The following is a 19,141-nucleotide window of genomic DNA, read 5'->3' on the forward strand; positions in this document are numbered from 1 at the left end:
TCAGACTTCAGGCGCTTATTGCGGGTTGGCACGGGTGCTGGTCAGCAGGGAACCGAGGCTCGCGGCCTTCGGTTTCACCAGCCAGAACCGACGCAGGTAGTCGTCGAGGTTCTCCAGCAGGTTCGCACCCCACTCGCTCGCCGTTTCCTCGACATATTCCACCAGGACCTTGCGCAGGTGGCTGCGCTGGGCCTCCATCGCCTCGCCGCTGATCCGCTGGATTTCCACCAGCTCATGGTTCACGCGGTCGACGAAGGTGTTGTCCATGTCCAGGACGTAGGCGAAGCCCCCGGTCATGCCGGAGCCGAAGTTGTAGCCGGTCTTGCCCAGTACGCAGACGAAGCCGCCGGTCATGTACTCGCAGCAGTGGTCGCCAGTGCCTTCCACCACCGCGTGGGCGCCGGAGTTGCGCACGCCGAAGCGCTCGCCCGCGGTGCCGGCGGCGAACAGCTTACCGCCGGTGGCGCCGTACAGGCAGGTGTTGCCGACGATGGCCGACTCCTGGGTCTTGAACGGGCTGCCCTTGGGCGGGGTCACCACCAGCTTGCCGCCGGTCATGCCCTTGCCCACGTAGTCGTTGGCGTCGCCTTCCAGGTACAGGTGCAGGCCGCCGGCGTTCCACACGCCGAAGCTCTGCCCTGCGGTGCCCTTGAAGCGGAAGGTGATCGGCGCCTTGGCCATGCCCTGGTTGCCGTGCACCCGGGCGATCTCGCCGGACACGCGCGCGCCGATGGAACGGTCGCAGTTGCAGATGTCCAGCTCGTACTCGCCGCCCTTGGCGCCTTCAATGGCGCCGCGGGCCAGCTCGACCATCTTCTCGGCCAGCAGGCCCTGGTCGAACGGCGGGTTCTTCTCGACTTCACAGAACTGCGGCTTCTCGGCCGGGATCAGGTCGCTGCCCAGCAGCGGGGTGAGGTCGAGGTTGCCCTGCTTGGCGGTTTCGCCGGGGAGGATTTCCAGCAGGTCGGTACGGCCGATCAGCTCGGCGAGGCTGCGCACGCCCAGCTTGGCCAGCCATTCGCGGGTCTCGCTGGCGATGAAGGTGAAGAAGTTCGTCACCATCTCGACGGTGCCGATGAAGTGGTCCTTGCGCAGCTTGTCGTTCTGGGTGGCCACGCCCGTGGCGCAGTTGTTCAGGTGGCAGATGCGCAGGTACTTGCAGCCCAGGGCGATCATCGGCGCGGTGCCGAAGCCGAAGCTCTCGGCGCCGAGGATGGCCGCCTTGATCACGTCCAGGCCGGTCTTCAGGCCGCCGTCGGTCTGCACGCGGACCTTGCCGCGCAGGTCGTTGCCGCGCAGGGTCTGGTGCGCCTCGGCCAGGCCCAGCTCCCAAGGCGAACCGGCGTACTTGATGGAGGTGATCGGCGATGCGCCGGTACCGCCGTCGTAGCCGGAGATGGTGATCAGGTCGGCATAGGCCTTGGCCACGCCGGCGGCGATGGTGCCCACGCCCGGCTCGGAGACCAGTTTCACCGACACCAGCGCCTGCGGGTTGACCTGCTTGAGGTCGAAGATCAGCTGCGCCAGGTCCTCGATGGAGTAGATGTCGTGGTGCGGCGGCGGCGAGATCAGCGTCACGCCGGGCACCGCGTAGCGCAGGCGGGCGATCAGGCCGTTGACCTTGCCGCCGGGCAGCTGGCCGCCCTCGCCGGGCTTGGCGCCCTGGGCCACCTTGATCTGCAGGACCTCGGCGTTGACCAGGTATTCCGGGGTCACGCCGAAGCGGCCGGTGGCCACCTGCTTGATCTTCGAGCTCTTCAGCGTGCCGTAGCGCGCCGGGTCCTCGCCGCCCTCACCGGAGTTGGAGCGCCCGCCGAGGCGGTTCATGGCTTCGGCCAGGGCCTCGTGGGCTTCCGGCGACAGCGCGCCGAGGGAGATGCCGGCGGCGTCGAAGCGCTTGAAGATCGACTCCAGCGGCTCGATTTCGTCGAGGCTCAGCGGCTGCGCGGCGGTCTTCACCTGCAGCAGGTCGCGGAGCATCGACACCGGACGCTTGTCCACCAGCGCGGTGTATTCCTTGAATTTCTCGTAGTCGCCCTGCTGCACGGCGGCCTGCAGGGTGTTGACCACGTCCGGGTTGTAGGCGTGGTACTCGCCGCCGTAGACGAACTTCAGCAGGCCGCCCTGCTGGATCGGCTTGCGGTTGTTCCAGGCATCAAAGGCCAGCAGCTTCTGCTCGTTCTCGATGTCGAGGAAGCGCGCGCCCTGGATGCGGCTGGGCACGCCCGGGAAGCACAGGCCGGTGACCTCGTCGGACAGGCCGATGGCTTCGAACAGCTGGGCGCCGCGGTAGGAGGCGATGGTGGAGATACCCATCTTCGACAGGATCTTCATCAGGCCCTTGGAGATGCCCTTGCGGTAGTACTTGAACACCTCGTAGAGGTCGCCCAGCACTTCGCCGGTGCGGATCAGGTCGGCCAGCACCTCGTAAGCGAGGAACGGGTAGACCGCCGAGGCGCCGAAGCCCACCAGCACCGCGAAGTGGTGCGGGTCGCGGGCGGTGGCGGTCTCCACCAGGATGTTCGAGTCGCAGCGCAGGCCGGTCTGCACCAGGCGGTGGTGCACGGCGCCCACGGCCAGGGCCGCGTGCACCGGCAGCTTGCCGGGGGCGATGTGGCGGTCGGAGAGCACCAGCAGCACCTTGCCGGCGCGCACGGCTTCCTCGGCCTGGTCGGCGATGTTGCGCACGGCCGCTTCCAGGCCGATGGACTCGTCGTAGTTCAGGTCGATGTGGTGGCGGTCGAAGCCCGGGCGCTCCAGGTTCATCAGGCTGCGCCACTTCGCCGGGGAGATCACCGGGGTGGTCAGGATGGCCTGGTTGGCGTGGTGCGGCGACTCTTCGAAGATGTTCTGCTCGACGCCCAGGCAGGTCTCCAGGGACATCACGATGGCTTCGCGCAGCGGGTCGATCGGCGGGTTGGTGACCTGCGCGAAGACCTGGCGGAAGTAGTCGTAGGGCGAGCGGATGCGCTTGGACAGCACCGCCATCGGGGTGTCGTCGCCCATCGAGCCGACCGCTTCCTGGCCCTGCTCGGCCAGCGGGCGCAGCACCTGGTCACGCTCCTCGAAGGTGACCTGGAACATCTTCATGTACTGCTTGAGCTGATCGCTGTCGTAGCTGGCCACGCCCTGGTCGTCTTCCAGGGTCGCCTGGATGCGCAGCGCGCGCTGGCGCAGCCACTGCTTGTACGGGTGGCGCGACTTCAGGCGGTTGTCGATGTCCTCGGTCTGCAGCAGCTGGCCGGTCTCGGTGTCCACCGCGAGGATCTGCCCCGGGCCGACGCGGCCCTTGGCCAGCACGTCCTCGGCCTTGTAGTCCCACACGCCGATTTCCGAGGCCAGGGTGATGTAGCCGTTCCTGGTGGTGACCCAGCGCGCCGGGCGCAGGCCGTTGCGGTCGAGCAGGCAGACGGCGTAGCGGCCGTCGGTCAGCACCACGCCGGCGGGGCCGTCCCACGGCTCCATGTGCAGCGAGTTGAATTCATAGAACGCGCGCAGGTCGGCGTCCATGGTCTCGACGTTCTGCCAGGCCGGCGGAATGATCATGCGCAGGCCGCGGAACATGTCCATGCCGCCGGTGACCATCAGCTCGAGCATGTTGTCCATGCTCGAGGAGTCCGAACCCACGCGGTTGACCAGCGGACCGAGTTCGTCGAGGTTCGGCATGAACTCGTTGACGAACTTGCTGCGCCGGGCCTGGGCCCAGTTGCGGTTGCCGGTGATGGTGTTGATCTCGCCGTTGTGCGCCAGCAGGCGGAACGGCTGGGCCAACGGCCACTTCGGCAGGGTGTTGGTGGAGAAGCGCTGGTGGAAGACGCAGATGGCGGTCTTCAGGCGCTCGTCGGAAAGGTCCGGATAGAAGGCGGCGAGGTCCGCCGGCATCATCAGGCCCTTATAGATGATGGTCTTGTGCGAGAAGCTGCAGACGTAATGGTCGGCGTCGGCGGCGTTGGCCACCGAGGAGCGCCGACGGGCGCAGAACAGCTTCACGGCGAAGTCCTGGTCGGACAGGCCTTCGCCGCCGACGAACACCTGCTCGATCTGCGGCAGGCGCTCCAGGGCCAGGCGGCCGAGCACGCTGGTGTCGATCGGCACCTTGCGCCAGCCGACCAGTTGCAGGCCTTCGGCCTCGATCTCGCGATTCATGTTCGCGCGAGCGGCCTCGGCCTTCACCGGGTCCTGGTTGAAGAAGACCATGCCCACCGCGTACTGGGCGGGCAAATCGGTCGCGAACTCGGCCTTGGCCACCGCCCGCAGGAACTCGTCGGGCTTCTGGATCAGCAGCCCGCAGCCGTCCCCGGTCTTCCCGTCCGCGTTGATCCCACCTCGGTGGGTCATGCAGGTCAGTGCTTCGATGGCGGTTTGCAGAAGTTCGTGGCTTGGCTCGCCCTGCATATGGGCGATCAGGCCGAATCCGCAGTTATCCTTGAACGTCTCAGGATGGTACAGACCTGCTTTCATAGGGAACTCTCACCGGCAAAACTTTTTTAATTCAGCGACTTCGCCTGTCTTCTCGCTCAAGCGGCAAGTTTCCGACAGGCAAAGGGAGGCCATTGTACATAGGTACAAGGCGCCTCACAAATTTTTGGCGAGAGGCTGAAACTGGATGTCGCATTCCTGAAAGAAAAAACCCGCCAGTCGTGCTTGTGACCGGCGGGTTTTCATTTTTGCGACAGCGCGTCAGCGGGCGCTGGCGATTTCCTGCTGGATGCTGGCGAAGGTGCGCGGCCAGGGTTTGCCGCCCTGGGCCTTGGCCGACAGGCTCTTCACCGCGGCCACGGCGGCGGCGCGGCTGGGGAAGCTGCCGTAGGTCACCACGTAGAAGGGCTTGCCCTGCAGGGTCTTGCGGAAGTAGCGGTACTCGCCGCCGCCCTGCTTGCTGATATAGGCCTTGGCGCTGGCCTCGGAGCCGGTGCCCAGCACCTGCACAGCATAATTCCCCGCGGGCTGCGAGCGATACCACTGGCTACCGGCGCCACCGGCGGCGGCGCTGGCCTTGGCCGGGGCCGCAGGCTTGCTCGGCGCAGCCTTGGCCACGGCCTTGGGTTCTGCCGGCTTGGCCGCGGGCTTAGCGACCGGTTTTACCGGCTCGGCCTTGGCCACCGGCTTGCTGACCGGGGCCGGTGCCGGCGCGGAAACCACCGGCTGCGCCGGAGCACTCGCCACGCTCGGCGCCGGCGGCACCGGGTTCAGCGGTTGCGGCGCGCTCTTGCCGGCCAGCGGCGCGAGCGGCGGTGCGGAGGTGGTCACGGTCGGCGGCACGCCAGGCGCGGGCATGGCGCCTTCGTCGGCGTCTTCCTGGCCACCGGCCTGGGCCATGGGCTCGCGGATGACCGGCTGGGCCTCGCCCACCAGCGGCAGCGGCACCGGCTGGTTGGAACCGGCGAACTCCACCGAGGGACCGGAGCCCGAGGCCGGCGCCTGGGCGGCGCCCGGCTGCGCGGCGGAACCCATCGGCAACTGCGCGGAAGCCTGGGTGGCGGCGCTATCCGGCTTGCTGGTGCGGCCCTGCATGAACCAGGCGGCGACCACGCCGATGGCGACCACGCCGAGGATCAGCAGATGTTTCTTCGGCAGGCGCAGGCTGGCGCCGGGGGCGGCCTTGCGGGCGCCGCCACGGTCGGCCAGCATCGCCTCGATCAGGGCGTCGCGGGCCACCTGGTTGATCGAACCCGGCCAGCCGCCGGACTGCTCGTGGATGTCGGCCAGCAGGTCGTCGGAAATCAGCTCGGCGCCCTGCCCTGCGCCTTCCAGGCGCTGCGCCAGGTATTCGCGGGTTTCTTCCTCGCTGTAGGGCTGCAGCTCGATGGCGTGGAAGCGCTCCTCGCCCTCGGACAGCGCCTCCAGCCGCGACAGCAGCTCGGGCTCGCCGAACAGGAACACGTGCAGGCGCGCCTCGCTGTTGCCGGCGGCCAGCAACAGCAGCACTTCCAGGGCGCCGTCACGCAGTTGCTCGGCATCGTCCACCAGCAGGTAGACGTCCTGCCCGGTGATCGCCAGCTGGGCGACCTTGGCCAGGATGGCCTCGATGCTCACCTGAGTGATGCCCAGGCCCTGGGCCAGTTGGCGCATCAGGGTGGCTTCGTCGGCCGCCGAGCGGCCGGAGATCACCACGCTGGACACCGCATCCTTGTTGGTGCTGGCCACCAGGGCCTGGCGCAGCAACGTCTTGCCGCTGCCCAGGGGGCCGGTCACCGCCAGCAGCAGGTGACTGTAGCGCGCCAGGTGGTGCAGTTGGCCCAGCACCGGCTTGCGCTGTGCCGGGAAGAACTTGAAGCCAGGAACCCGCGGAGCGAAGGGGTCGTGGCTGAACTGGTAGTGGGCCAGGAAGGCCTCATCGGCATGCAAGCTGGACATGGGACCTCAATGTTCTCCTAACTGATCGACCAGGGCCTGGTAATCAGTACGCAGGGTTTCTTCCAGAATCTCACGAGGGAAGTCCGCAGTGACCACCGCATCCCCCAGCCCTTTCAGCAATACGAGGCGCAGACGGCCGTCGAGCACCTTCTTGTCCACCGCCATGTGCTCGAGGAAATCCCCGGCGCTCATTTCCTTCGGCGGCACCACCGGCAGTTTCGCCCGCTGCAGCAGGCGCACGCCACGGTCGCGCTCGGCGGCGGTCAGCCAGCCCAACAGATGCGACACCTGCAGTGCCATCACGGTTCCCGCACCCACGGCTTCGCCGTGCAGCCAGACGCCATAGCCCATGTGGGTCTCGATGGCGTGGCCGAAGGTGTGGCCGAGGTTCAGGGTGGCGCGCACCCCGGATTCCCGTTCGTCGGCGCCCACCACCCGGGCCTTGGCCGCGCAGGAGCGCTCGATGGCTTCGGCCAGCGCGGCGGAGTCGAGCGCCAGCAGCGCGTCGACGTTGTCTTCCAGCCAGGCGAGGAAAGACTCGTCGCAGATCAGGCCGTACTTGATGACCTCTGCCAGGCCGGCGGACAGCTCGCGCGCCGGCAGCGTGCGCAGCGAGGCGGCATCGATCACCACCGCCTGCGGCTGGTAGAAGGCGCCGATCATGTTCTTGCCCAGCGGGTGGTTGATACCGGTCTTGCCGCCCACCGAGGAATCCACCTGGGACAGCAGGGTGGTCGGCACCTGGATGAAATCGACACCGCGCTGGTAGCAGGCCGCGGCGAAGCCGGTCATGTCGCCGACCACGCCGCCGCCAAGGGCGATCAGGGTGGTCTTGCGGTCATGCCGCGCCTGCAGCAGGGCATCGAAGATCAATTGCAGGGTTTCCCACTGCTTGTACGCCTCGCCATCGGGCAGGACCACGGCGATCTGCGCGTAGTCGGCCAGCGTCTTCTGCAGGCGCGCCAGGTACAGCGGCGCGATGGTCTCGTTGGTGACGATGGCGACCTGCCGCCCACGGATATGCGGCGCGAAATGACGCGGATCGTCCAGCAGCCCTTCGCCGATGTGGATCGGGTAGCTGCGGTCGCCGAGATCGACAGTGAGTGTGCGCATGAAGCCCCCAGACAGGAAAGGGCACTAGGATAACGCAGAACCGCGCGCCCTTTAATGGCGCTCCAGCCTGCGCAGGCGATCGAGTATCTCCAGCACCACCAGGCGCGGTGGCCGCTCGTCGGTTTCCACCACCACGTCGGCGATCTCCCGGTACAGCGGATCGCGCAGGGCCATGAGGTCGCGCAGGATCTGCCCCGGGTTGGGCTTCTGCAGCAGCGGCCGGTTCCTGTCGCGGGCGGTGCGGGCGATCTGCTGGTCGACCGAGGCGTGCAGGTAGACCACCTTGCCGCCGGCCTTGAGCGCGGCGCGGTTGGCCTCGCGCAGCACGGCGCCGCCGCCGGTGGCGATCACCACGCCGTCGCCGTCGCAGAGCTCGGCGAGCATGGCGCTTTCCCGCTCACGAAAGCCAGCCTCCCCCTCGACGTCGAAGATCCAGGGGATGTTGGCTCCGCAGCGCTGTTCGATCTCCTTGTCGGAGTCCTTGAAGTCGAGGTGCAGCTCTTTGGCAAGAAGACGCCCGATGGTGCTCTTTCCAGCACCCATCGGGCCTACCAGAATCAAATTGGGCACGGCATTGATCAACGATCGATGGCAATGGCCTGATTATTCATGATCCGGGGAGTGAGGAAAACCAGAAGCTCGTTCTTGGTGTCCGTCACATAGTCGTTCTTGAACAGGCGGCCGACGACCGGTACGTCGCCGAGGAACGGGACCTTGGAGGTGGTCTTGGTCTGGGTGTTGGAGAACACCCCGCCGATGACGATGGTTTCACCGTCGTTGACCAGCACCTTGGCGTTGACCTCGTTCTTCTTGATCGGCGGCACGCCGAGCAGCGCGTTCTGGTAGTCGGGCTCGTCCTTGTTCACCTTGACCTGCATGATGATGCGGTTGTCCGGGGTGATCTGCGGGGTGACCTCCAGGGACAGCGCGGCCTCCTTGAAGGACACCGAGGTGGCGCCGCTGGAGCTGGCTTCCTGGTAGGGAATCTCCGAGCCCTTGAGGATCTTCGCGGTTTCCTTGTCCGAGGTGACCACCTTCGGCTGCGACACCACTTCGCCGTTGCCGGTCTTCTCCATGGCGTTGAGCTGCAGGTCCAGGGTGGTGTTGTCGGTGACGAAGCCGATGCCGATACCGGAGGTCGGGGACGCGGTGCTGACGCCCAGATCGACGAAGGTATTCGCACTGCTGGTACCACCAGTACCACCGGTGATGTTGAAGTTGCCGCGATTATTCAGCGAACCACCCCACTGCACCCCCAGCTCCTTGGTGTAGTCGACGCTGGCCTCGACGATGCGCGCCTCGATCATCACCTGGCGTACCGGGATGTCCAGCTGCGAGACGATGCGGCGCAGCTCGTCCAGGCGGTCCTGGGTCTGGTAGGCGATGATGGCGTTGGTGCGGTCGTCGACGGTGATGGAGCCACGGTTGTCGGTGCCGGCGGCAGGCTGGGCGCCCGGGCCGGAACTGGTGCCGGTCACGGACTGGAACAGCTTGGCGATGTCGGAAGCCTTGGCGTAGTTCACCTGGATCAGTTCGCGACGCAGGGGCGCCAGTTCGGCGATCTGCTTCTGCGCTTCCAGCTCCTGGCGCTCGCGCGCGGCGATCTCGTCGGCCGGCGCCACCAGCAGGACGTTGCCGACCTTGCGCTTGTCCAGGCCCTTGGTCTTGAGCACCAGGTCCAGCGCCTGGTCCCAGGGCACGTTCTGCAGGCGCAGGGTGATGTTGCCCTGCACGGTGTCCGAGGCCACCAGGTTGAGGTCGGTGAAGTCGGCGATCAGCTGCAGCACCGAGCGCACGTCGATGTCCTGGAAGTTCAGCGACAGCTTCTCGCCGGTGTAGGCGAAGCTGTCCTTCTTGCGCTTCTCGGCCTCGTTGGCGGTCATCGGCTTGATGCTGACGGTCATGCGGTTGTCGGTCTGGAACACCAGGTAGTCGTACAGGCCGCTGGGCTCGATGACGATGCTGGCCTTGTCGCCGGCCGCCGAGGCGTTGACGAACTGCACCGGAGTGGCGAAGTCCTTCACGTCCAGGCGCACGCGCAGGCTGTCGGGCAGCTGGGTGCGCGGGAAGTCCAGGCGGATCTTGCCGCCCTGCTCCTGGATGTCCGGGCTGACGCTCGGGTCGGACAGGTCGATGACCACATTGCCCTCGCCCTGCTCGCCGCGCTGGAAGTCGATGTTGCGGATCGCCTTGCCCACCGGCACGTAGGGCTTGGGCTGCGCCGGGCGAGGCGCCGCGGCATAGGCCGGGGCCGCGCTCGGCGCGGAGCTGGCCGCCGCGGCGGGCGCGCCGCCACCCTGGCCGACCAGGATGATCAGGTCGTTGCCCTGGGCGCGGGTGGAATACGGCACCAGGGTGGTCAGGTTGATGATCAGGCGGGTGCGGTCCTTGGCCTCGACCACGGTCAGGCTGCGCGCGTTGCCCACGCCCAGCTCGCGGTTCTTGCTGCCCAGCTTGTTCTGCACGCCCGGCAGGTCCAGGGCGATGCGCGCCGGCTGCTCGATGGTGTAGCCACGCGGCGCGGCCACCGGCTCGTCGAAGCCCAGCTTGAGCTCCACGCGATCCCCCGGCAGCGAGGCCACGTCGACGCGCTGCAGGTTGGCGGCGAGCAGGCTCGGCGCGAAAAGGCCGGCCAACAGGGCAAAGCCCAGGCGGGTCATAGTTCTGTTCATCGTCGTCTGTATCCGTCGTGCAGACAGCAGTTTGTTATCCATGGTCATCCCCGCCCTTAGGAGCGCTCCTTGAGAGTCAGGCTGCGCGGACGTTCGAGCCAGCCACCCTCACCATCAGGAACGATCTCGACTACATCGATCTTGCCTTCGCTGATGGAAACGATCTTCCCATCGTTGCGCCCCAGATAATCCCCCACCTTGACCCGGTGCACCCCTCCTGCACCGCGGACCAGGGCGAACGTACCCTCCTGGTTGGACAGTGTCCCCACCATCTCGAAGGTCTCGATGTTGAAACCTTCGAGGAACTGCTTGACCCGCGTTTCGTCGGGCTTGACCACCTTGGAGCCCTTCTGCTTGATCGCCAGGTCGATCTTCACCGGCGGCTGGAACGGGCTGCGCAGGGACGAGGCGTTGTAGGTGAAGGCCTCGTAGGGCTGGAACTTGGGCAGCGGCTCGATGGAGCCCTTGGGCCGCGCACGGACTTCGTCCATGTACGCCTGCAGGTCGGCGAAATCGCCCCCCGAACCGCAACCATTCAGACTCAGCAGCAACAGGCCACACAGCATCAGGCGCTTGTTCATTTCTTCGCCCCCGCCTTGTTGGCCGCCGGCTTGGCCTGCACGCCCTTGTCGTTGTAGCGGTAGGTCTTGGCCACGATGGTCATGCGCAGCTTGGTGGTACTGTCCGCACTCACGGGTTTGATCTCGAAGTCGTGCAGGGTGACGATCCGCGGCAGGCTGGCCACGCCGCTGACGAAGGTCGCCAGGTCGTGGTAGCCGCCGACCACGCTGATCTGTATCGGCAGCTCGATGTAGAACTGCTGGGTGACTTCCGGCAGCAGCTTGATTTCCTCGAACTCCAGGCCGCTGCCCAGGCCGGTGCGGGTGATGTCCTCGAGCAGCCCGGGCACCTCGGTGTCGCTGGGCAGCTGGCGCAGCAGCGCGCCGAAGGACTCTTCCATCTCCTTCATCTGGTTCTTGTAGGCTTCCAGGTTGGCCGCCTGGAAGGCCTTGGTGCCGAACTGCTGCTTGAGCGTCTCTTCCTCGGCCCGGCGCTGGTCCAGCTCGCCTTGCAGGTCCTTGAGGTGGAACTGGTAGCCGAGCACCAGCACCAGCACCATCAGCAGCGCGCCGGCGATCACCTTGGCCGCGGCGGGCCAGGAACCGACGTTGTTGAAGTCCAGCTCGTTGATGTCGATCTTGCGCAGGCTTTGCAGGGAATCGGCCAGACTCATTTCTTGGCTCCTTGCGCGACTGTCTTCTTCTCCTGCTCCTTGACCTTCTCGCCAGGCTGCGTCTGCTGCACGGTGAGCTGGAAGGTGTTGGCCTGGTCGACGGCGCCCTGGGTGACCGCCTTGACCTCGGTGAGGTTGGGCGAGGTCAGCCAGTCGGAGGCGTCCAGGTTGCGCATCAGGTTGGACACGCGGTTGTTGGACTCGGCGGCGCCGGCGATGGCGATGGTGTGGCCGTTCATCTTCAGGCCGGTGTAGTACACGCCATCGGGCAGGGTGCGCACCAGTTGGTCGAAGACGCGCCCGATGATCGGCCGGTTGCCCTGCAGGTCCTGGATGATCTTCATCCGTTCCAGCAGTTGCTGGCGGCGCGTCTTCAGCTCGCTGATCTCCTTGATGCGGGCGTCCAGCACGGCGATTTCCTTGCGCAGGAAGTCGTTGCGCGCGCTCTGGTTCTCGATCGCCGAGCTGAAGTACTGGTCACCGAGGAACACCAGGCCGCCGGACACCAGCAGCACGCCACCCAGGGCGACCAGGAAGCGCTGCTTGCGCTCCTCGCGCAGCTGCTCCCGCCATGGCAGTAGGTTGATGCGTGCCATCAGTCGAAACTCCTCATCGCCAGACCGCAGGCAATCATCAGCGCCGGCGCGTCACTGGCCAGCGCCCCGGCATTCACCTTGTTGCTCAGCACCATGTCGGCGAAGGGGTTGGCCACCAGCGTCGGGGTGCCGATCTTCTGCTGGATGAGCCGGTCCAGGTCGGGGATGGAAGCCGTGCCGCCGGCGAGCAGGATGTAGTCGACGTCGTTGAACTGGCCCGCGGCGAAGAAGAACTGCAGGGAGCGCGAAACCTGCTGCACCACCGCATCCTTGAACGGTTGCAACACTTCGCTGTCGTAGTCATCCGGAAGACCGCCCTGCTTCTTGGCGAGGCCGGCTTCTTCCACCGACAGGCCATAGCGGCGCTGGATCTCCTCGGTGAGCTGGCGCCCGCCGAACAGCTGCTCGCGGGTATAGATGGTGCGGCCGTGGTGGAGGACGCTGAGGGTGGTCATGGTGGCGCCGATGTCGACCACCGCGACGGTCAGCTCGTCGGCGTTGCCGCCCAGTTGGTCGCCGAGCAGGCCGAAGGCGCGCTCCAGCGCGTAGGCCTCGACGTCCACCACCTTGGCGGTGAGCCCGGCCAGGGCCAGCGCGGCCTCGCGCACCTCGACGTTCTCCTTGCGGCAGGCCGCCAGCAGCACGTCGACGCGCTCGGCGTTGCGCGCGGATACGCCCTGGACCTCGAAGTCGATGGCGACTTCCTCCAGGGGATAGGGAATGTACTGGTCGGCTTCGATCTTGAGCTGGTTCTCCAGCTCGTCTTCGGAAAGACCGCCGTCCATCTCGATGGTCTTGGTGATGACCGCCGAGCCGGCGACCGCCACGGCAGCCGTCTTCACGCCGGTGCGCGCCTTGGCGACCACCCGCGACAGCGCCTGGCCGACCCCCTCCAGTTCGGCGATGTTCTTCTCGACCACCGAGTTCGGCGGGAGCGGCTCTACGGCGTAGGCCTCTACCTTGTAGCGCCCGCCCGAACGGCTCAACTCGAGGAGTTTGACCGAAGTCGAACTGATGTCGATCCCCAGCAGTGTGTTCGCTTTCTTAGTGAAGAGCCCTAGCACGACTGATTTCCTATCAGCATCCGAGACTTACGGACGATTTATGTTTTTTGACATTAGATACCAGACTTGACACCCGCGCAAATAGCTCGCTGGCAAAAAAACTGCTTATAATGTGATCAGCTTTTCCCTTTTCGCCGCGCCTTTCGCTTAACTCTCTCTTTTCCCTGGAAATCCAAGACCTGCCAATGCGCCTGCTGAAGTTTCTGTGGTGGACTTGCGTCACCCTTTTTTGTGGAGTGCTGCTCGGTTTAAGTGGCGCCTACCTGTACCTGAGCCCCAGCCTGCCTTCGGTCGACGCCCTGCGCAACGTGCAGCTGCAGATTCCGTTGCGGGTTTACAGCAGTGATAACAAATTGATAGCAGAGTTCGGCGAGATGCGCCGCACGCCTATCCGTTTCGCTGACATCCCGCCGGATTTCATTCACGCCCTTCTGTCGGCCGAGGACGACAATTTCGCCAATCATTATGGCGTGGACGTGAAGAGCCTTATGCGCGCTGCCGCGCAATTATTGTCGACCGGTCACATCCAGACCGGCGGCAGCACCATCACCATGCAGGTGGCGAAGAACTACTTCCTGACCAACGAGCGCAGCTTCTCGCGCAAGATCACCGAGATCCTCCTGGCCCTGCAGATCGAGCGCGAGCTGACCAAGGACGAGATCCTCGAGCTGTACGTCAACAAGATCTACCTCGGCAACCGCGCCTACGGCATCGAGGCCGCCGCCCAGGTCTACTACGGCAAGTCGATCAAGGACCTGAGCCTGGCGCAGATGGCGATGATCGCCGGCCTGCCCAAGGCGCCCTCGCGCTACAACCCGCTGGCCAACGTGGCGCGCAGCATGGAGCGGCGCAACTGGATCCTCGAGCGGATGTACAAGCTCGGCTTCATCGACCAGGCCCGCTACCAGGAAGCCGTCGCCGAGCCGGTGGGCGCCTCCTACCACGTGGCGAGCCCGGAACTGGCAGCCCCGTACATCGCCGAGATGGCCCGCGCCGAAATGGTCGGCCGCTACGGCGGCAACGCCTACACCGAGGGCTACCGGGTCTACACCACGGTGCGCAGCGACCTGCAGCAGTACGCCAACGACGCCCTGCGCGAAGGCCTCCAGGAATACGACCAGCGCCACGGTTACCGCGGCCCCGAGGCGCGCATGCCGGGCAAGTCGCTGGATGCCTGGCGCCTGGCGGTGGCCCAGCAGCGCCCGATCGGCGGCCTGGAGCCGGCCATCGTCACCCGCGTGGAGAAGAGCGGCGTGATGGTCGTCACCCGTGACGGCAAGGACGACACCATCAGTTGGGACAACATGAAGTGGGCCCGCCCCTTCCTCAGCAGCAACAGCATGGGCCCGGCGCCGCGCCAGCCCGGCGACGTGCTGCAGCCCGGCGACCTGATCCGCGTGCAGCGCAAGGACGACGGCGCCCTGCGCCTGACCCAGGTGCCGGCGGCGCAGAGCGCGCTGGTCTCGCTGAACCCGGACAACGGCGCCATCATGGCCCTGGTCGGCGGCTTCTCCTTCGAGCAGAGCAGCTACAACCGCGCCGTCCAGGCCAAGCGCCAGCCCGGCTCCAGCTTCAAGCCGTTCATCTACAGCTGCGCGCTGGACAACGGCTTCACCGCCGCCAGCCTGGTCAACGATGCGCCCATCGTGTTCGTCGACGAGTACCTGGACAAGGTCTGGCGGCCGAAGAACGACACCAACACCTTCCTCGGCCCCATCCCGCTGCGCGAGGCGCTGTACAAGTCGCGCAACATGGTCTCGATCCGCACCCTGCAGGCCCTGGGTGTGGAACGCGCGCGCCAGTACATCAGCCGCTTCGGCTTCGATGCCCAGGAACTGCCGCCGAACCTGTCCATGGCGCTGGGCACCGCGAACCTGACGCCCCTGGAGATCGCCGGCGCCTGGAGCACCTTCGCCAACGGCGGCTACAAGATCAGCCCCTACGTGGTCGACCGCATCGAAAGCCGCGACGGCCAGGTGCTGTACCAGGCCAACCCGCCCAGCGTGCCGGTGGAGGACAACCCGCAGGTCGCCGACAAGGAGGCCGCGCAGCCCGTCGCCGCGCCGGCGGAGGACAACGACCCGGCCCATGCCAGGACCACCATCGAGCCGACCCCGGCCGAGCGCATCATCGACGCCCGCACCGCCTACATCATGACCAGCATGCTGCAGGACGTGATCAAGCGCGGCACCGGCCGCCGCGCCCTGGCCCTCAAGCGCGACGACCTGGCCGGCAAGACCGGCACTACCAACGACTCCAAGGACGCCTGGTTCTCCGGCTTCAACGCCGACTACATGACCACCGTGTGGGTCGGCTTCGACCAGCCGGAAAGCCTCGGCCGCCGCGAGTTCGGCGGCAACGTGGCGCTGCCGATCTGGATGCGCTACATGGGCGCGGCGCTCAAGGACAAGCCCTCGCACACGCTGCCCGAGCCCTCCGGCCTGGTCAGCCTGCGCATCGACCCGCTCAGCGGCCGCGCCGCGCCGCCGGGCACGCCGGGCGCCTACTTCGAGCTGTTCAAGAGCGAAGACACCCCGCCGCCCATGAGCGAACTGGGCAGCGGCGCGCCGGGCACGCCGCTGCCGGCCGACGAAGGCGCGCCGATGGATCTGTTCTGATCGCCTGCGCGGGCTTTACGGGAACGCCGTTCTCCTGAGGGGGGACGGCGTTTTTCGTAGGGGGCTCTTTTAGGAGGCCGGTGCTCACCTGGGGCTTCGGTGCTATGGCTTGGCGCCGTTCCCTCTCCCTAACCCTCTCCCTGAAGGGAGAGGGGACCGTTCCGTGTGAAGCGTTAGTTCGACGCTCGCCGGAAATAGCGGACTTGCGGGGTGACTCAGAACTAACCGGCAGCACCGTACGGCTCCCTCTCCCTTCAGGGAGAGGGCTGGGGAGAGGGTGCGAAGGAGAGCCAGTACACCGAAGCCGCAGGTGATCCACCTTACGTCCGCGACGATTTTTCCCCCAAATGGGAAAAAATTCCGAAAAGACTGATGGCAATATGCCAAATCTTTTGATTACTCTCCGGATGCGGCGGGGGAAGGCTCCTGTGCGGTCGACCCCCATCCGATCGCCGGGAGCTTCCCGCGGCAACCCGGCCTCCGTGGCGCGCAAGGCGCCGGAAGTTCAGTCCAGTTCGCGCCAGGTCAGGTAGACGCGCAGGTCGAATTCCAGCTGGTGATAGCCCGGCAGCATGTATTCGCAGAGCTGGTAGAAGGCCTTGTTGTGGTCGCGCTCGCGCAGGTGCGCCAGTTCGTGCACCAGGATCATCCTGAGAAATTCCGGCGCCGCATCCTTGAACAGCGAGGCCACGCGGATTTCCTTCTTCGCCTTCAGCTTGCCGCCCTGCACCCGCGAGATCGCGGTGTTCAGCCCCAGGGCGCGCTGCACCACGTCCAGCTTGCTGTCGTAGAGCACCTTGTCCACCGCCGGCGCGTTGCGCATGTGCTCCTGCTTGAGCTGCATGGCGTAGGCGTACAGCGCCTTGTCGCTCTGCACCTCGTGGCGCCCGGGGTAGCGGCGCTGCAGGTAGTCGCCCAGGCGGTCCTCGGCGATCAGCTGGCGGACCTGGTCCTGCAGCTGTTGCGGGTAGGCCTGGAGGTAGCGGAGCGGTTGCATGAAGGTCGGTTCGCGGTGACGGGGCGCGCAGTCTAGCCGATCCGCGCGCCCCTTCGCAGGCTCAGTCCAGCACCACCGCCGAATAGGCCTCGGTGCGGTAGGGGAAGGCCACCTCGGCCTGGCCCTTGAGCGCCGGGTGGGTGGCGATCAGTTCCTGCAGGCGCTGCTCGACCCGCGCCTTCTGCTCCGCCGGCAACGCGGCGATGAAGCTGATCGACAGCGTCCGCGCCACTATCACCTGCTCCGGCGGGCCGACGTGGCGGTAGCTGAATTCGCGCAACTGCAGCGGGCCAAAGGGCGCGTCGGCAAAGGCCCGGCGCCATTCGCCGGTGTGGAAGCGCGGGGTACTGCCCTCGTAGGGCGCGACTATGTGGGTCAGCTCGGCGACCCAGTCCACCCGCTCGTCGCGGACGTTCCATACCAGCCCCAGGTGGCCGCGCGGGCGCAGCACGCGATGGATCTCGCGCAGCGCCTCGGGCTTGGCGAACCAGTGGAAGGCCTGGGCGCAGAGCACCGCGTCCAGGCTGGCGTCGGCCAGCGGCATGCCCTGGGCGGTGCCTTCCAGCACACGCACGTCGGGCAGCTCCTCGTGCAGGCGTTCGCGCATGGCCGCCACCGGCTCGATGGCGGTCACTTCGGCGCCGGTGCGCAGCAGCAGGCGGGTGAACTTGCCGGTGCCGGCGCCGAGGTCGGCCACCTTGCTGCCGGCCTTGATGCCGAGGCTGCCGTCGAGCCAGCCGAGCAGCTCGTCGGGGTATTCGGGGCGCCCGTGGGCGTAGGTCTGGGCTTCCTGGCCGAAGCCCTGCTGGGCGCTGGCGTGGACGCTATCCATGGACGGCTCTCCTGTACGGTGTCGCCCTCCGGTATAGCACACTCAGCGCAGCCGGCAGGCCTTGCCTTCCAGGTAGTCGCGGTAGCAGGCGAGCAGCCTGGCTTCGCTGATCCGGCAGCGCTTCTGCCGGCACTGGCTGTGGAACTCGAAGCGCCCGCCATCGGGCTCGGCCAGTTGGATACGCAGCGCCGGCCAGCCCTTGTTCGGCGCCTTCTCCGGGGTGCTCAGCAGGCGGCCTTCGCTGACCACCAGGGGCGCGCCGGCCGCGGCGTAGTCGAAGACGAACAGCAGCGAGCGCGAGGTCTTCAGCGTGCACTCGGTGTGGCTCAGGCAGTTCTGCGCATCCACCGGCAGGTCGACCGCCGACGCTCGCGGCGCGGGGGCTGCGGCGGGCGCGGGCGCACCGGGCGGCTGCGCGGCGCAACCGGCGAGCAGGAGCATCAGCAGGGGAACGAGCCAACGCATGGCAGCCTCTGTGTCTGGCATGGATACGAAAGAGCCCCGCCGGGGCGGGGCTCTTCAGGGGCGGGGCCGGATCAGTTGATCTTCGGCTCCAGTTCGCCCTTGGCGTAGCGCTGGAACATGGCTTCCAGGGAGATCGGCTTGATCTTGGAGGCGTGGCCGGCGGTGCCGAAGGCTTCGTAGCGGGCAATGCACACGTCGCGCATGGCTTCGATGGTCTTGGCGAAGTACTTGCGCGGGTCGAACTCGCTCTTGTTCTGCGCCAGGAAGCGACGGATGGCGCCGGTGGAGGCCAGGCGCAGGTCGGTGTCGATGTTCACCTTGCGCACGCCGTACTTGATGCCTTCGACGATTTCTTCTACCGGAACGCCGTAGGTTTCCGGGATTTCGCCGCCGAATTCGTTGATGATCGCCAGCCAGTCCTGCGGCACCGAAGAGGAGCCGTGCATCACCAGGTGGGTGCCCGGGATGCGCGCGTGGATCGCCTTGATGCGGTCGATGGCGAGGATGTCGCCGGTCGGCGGCTTGGTGAACTTGTAGGCGCCGTGGCTGGTGCCGATGGCGATGGCCAGGGCGTCGACCTTGGTTTTCTTGACGAAGTCGGCGGCTTCTTCCGGGTCGGTCAGCAGCTGGCTATGGTCCAGCACGCCTTCGGCGCCGACGCCGTCTTCCTCGCCGGCCATGCCGGTTTCCAGGGAGCCCAGGCAGCCCAGCTCACCTTCCACGGAGACGCCGCAGGCATGGGCGAAAGCCACGGTCTGCTGGGTCACGCGGACGTTGTATTCGTAGTCGGCCGGGGTCTTGCCGTCTTCCTTCAGCGAGCCGTCCATCATCACCGAGCTGAAGCCCAGCTGGATGGAGCGCTGGCATACGTCGGGGCTGGTGCCGTGGTCCTGGTGCATGCACACCGGGATGTGCGGGAATTCCTCGATGGCCGCCAGGATCAGGTGGCGCAGGAAGGGCGCGCCGGCGTATTTGCGGGCGCCGGCCGAGGCCTGCACGATCACCGGGGAATCGGTCTTGTCGGCCGCTTCCATGATGGCGCGCATCTGCTCGAGGTTGTTGACGTTGAAAGCCGGGACGCCGTAGCCGAACTCGGCGGCGTGGTCCAGCATTTGGCGCATGCTGATGAGTGCCATGTTTTCACTTCTCCCAGGAAGTTGGGCTCGTTCTATGGTTCGACAGCCTGCCGCAGG

The 19,141-nt window shown here is 66.5% G+C and carries 14 protein-coding genes; 1 reads left to right on the forward strand and 13 read right to left on the reverse strand.

All coding sequences use genetic code 11. The features are described 5' to 3' along the window. Positions 1-15: 15 nt before the first annotated feature. The 9 genes from gltB to QSJ95_RS18060 all read right to left on the reverse strand — a co-directional run bounded on the left by gltB (position 16) and on the right by QSJ95_RS18060 (position 13,036). On the reverse strand, positions 16-4,461 hold the full coding sequence (gene gltB / locus QSJ95_RS18020) for a glutamate synthase large subunit (protein WP_058070739.1): 4,446 nt from the start codon (positions 4,459-4,461) through the stop codon (positions 16-18). 219 nt (positions 4,462-4,680) lie between these two features. Continuing rightward, complete coding sequence (locus QSJ95_RS18025; RefSeq protein WP_069863126.1) at positions 4,681-6,357, reverse strand: AAA family ATPase; 1,677 nt, start codon at positions 6,355-6,357, stop codon at positions 4,681-4,683. Positions 6,358-6,363: 6 nt separating this feature from the next. Continuing rightward, the gene (gene aroB / locus QSJ95_RS18030; protein WP_285644292.1) at positions 6,364-7,470 is read right to left on the reverse strand and encodes a 3-dehydroquinate synthase; all 1,107 of its coding nucleotides are present in this window, start codon (positions 7,468-7,470) and stop codon (positions 6,364-6,366) included. Between the two features lie 51 nt (positions 7,471-7,521). Continuing rightward, positions 7,522-8,040 (reverse strand): shikimate kinase AroK, encoded by a 519-nt coding sequence (gene aroK, locus QSJ95_RS18035; RefSeq protein ID WP_024128057.1) that lies wholly within the window; start codon positions 8,038-8,040, stop codon positions 7,522-7,524. A gap of 8 nt (positions 8,041-8,048) precedes the next feature. Beyond that, the gene (locus tag QSJ95_RS18040; protein ID WP_058488152.1) at positions 8,049-10,142 is read right to left on the reverse strand and encodes a type IV pilus secretin PilQ; all 2,094 of its coding nucleotides are present in this window, start codon (positions 10,140-10,142) and stop codon (positions 8,049-8,051) included. Positions 10,143-10,198: 56 nt separating this feature from the next. Beyond that, positions 10,199-10,723 carry a type 4a pilus biogenesis lipoprotein PilP gene (pilP, locus tag QSJ95_RS18045; protein ID WP_009613643.1) on the reverse strand — a complete coding sequence of 175 codons (525 nt, stop codon included), beginning with the start codon at positions 10,721-10,723 and terminating at the stop codon, positions 10,199-10,201. Continuing rightward, positions 10,720-11,376: a type 4a pilus biogenesis protein PilO gene (pilO, locus tag QSJ95_RS18050; protein ID WP_009613645.1), complete on the reverse strand. Its 657-nt coding sequence runs from the start codon at positions 11,374-11,376 to the stop codon at positions 10,720-10,722. Before pilO ends, pilP begins: the two co-directional genes overlap by 4 nt. Next, positions 11,373-11,972, reverse strand: a complete 600-nt coding sequence (gene pilN, locus QSJ95_RS18055; RefSeq protein ID WP_009613648.1) for a type 4a pilus biogenesis protein PilN — start codon at positions 11,970-11,972, stop codon at positions 11,373-11,375. Before pilN ends, pilO begins: the two co-directional genes overlap by 4 nt. Then, a complete protein-coding gene (locus tag QSJ95_RS18060) occupies positions 11,972-13,036 on the reverse strand; it encodes a pilus assembly protein PilM (protein ID WP_009613650.1) in 1,065 nt (354 codons plus the stop codon). Before QSJ95_RS18060 ends, pilN begins: the two co-directional genes overlap by 1 nt. A 185-nt stretch (positions 13,037-13,221) precedes the next feature. Between QSJ95_RS18060 and QSJ95_RS18065 the strand changes: the two genes are divergently transcribed. Further along, entirely contained in the window at positions 13,222-15,654 is a 2,433-nt protein-coding gene (locus QSJ95_RS18065; protein ID WP_009613652.1) for a penicillin-binding protein 1A, read from the forward strand. 505 nt (positions 15,655-16,159) lie between these two features. On the opposite strand, the gene QSJ95_RS18070 is transcribed toward QSJ95_RS18065, so the two are convergent. The 4 genes from QSJ95_RS18070 to fba all read right to left on the reverse strand — a co-directional run bounded on the left by QSJ95_RS18070 (position 16,160) and on the right by fba (position 19,084). Beyond that, positions 16,160-16,651 carry a M48 metallopeptidase family protein gene (locus QSJ95_RS18070; protein WP_043268464.1) on the reverse strand — a complete coding sequence of 164 codons (492 nt, stop codon included), beginning with the start codon at positions 16,649-16,651 and terminating at the stop codon, positions 16,160-16,162. A 61-nt stretch (positions 16,652-16,712) separates the two neighbouring features. After that, positions 16,713-17,483, reverse strand: a complete 771-nt coding sequence (locus QSJ95_RS18075) for a class I SAM-dependent methyltransferase (RefSeq protein WP_043268462.1) — start codon at positions 17,481-17,483, stop codon at positions 16,713-16,715. Between the two features lie 42 nt (positions 17,484-17,525). Next, entirely contained in the window at positions 17,526-17,948 is a 423-nt protein-coding gene (locus tag QSJ95_RS18080) for a hypothetical protein (protein WP_009613658.1), read from the reverse strand. Positions 17,949-18,019: 71 nt separating this feature from the next. Then, on the reverse strand, positions 18,020-19,084 hold the full coding sequence (gene fba / locus QSJ95_RS18085; RefSeq protein WP_009613660.1) for a class II fructose-bisphosphate aldolase: 1,065 nt from the start codon (positions 19,082-19,084) through the stop codon (positions 18,020-18,022). Positions 19,085-19,141: the final 57 nt, after the last annotated feature.

Source organism: Pseudomonas sp. NBRC 100443, assembly GCF_030268185.1.
Taxonomy (GTDB): domain Bacteria; phylum Pseudomonadota; class Gammaproteobacteria; order Pseudomonadales; family Pseudomonadaceae; genus Pseudomonas; species Pseudomonas citronellolis.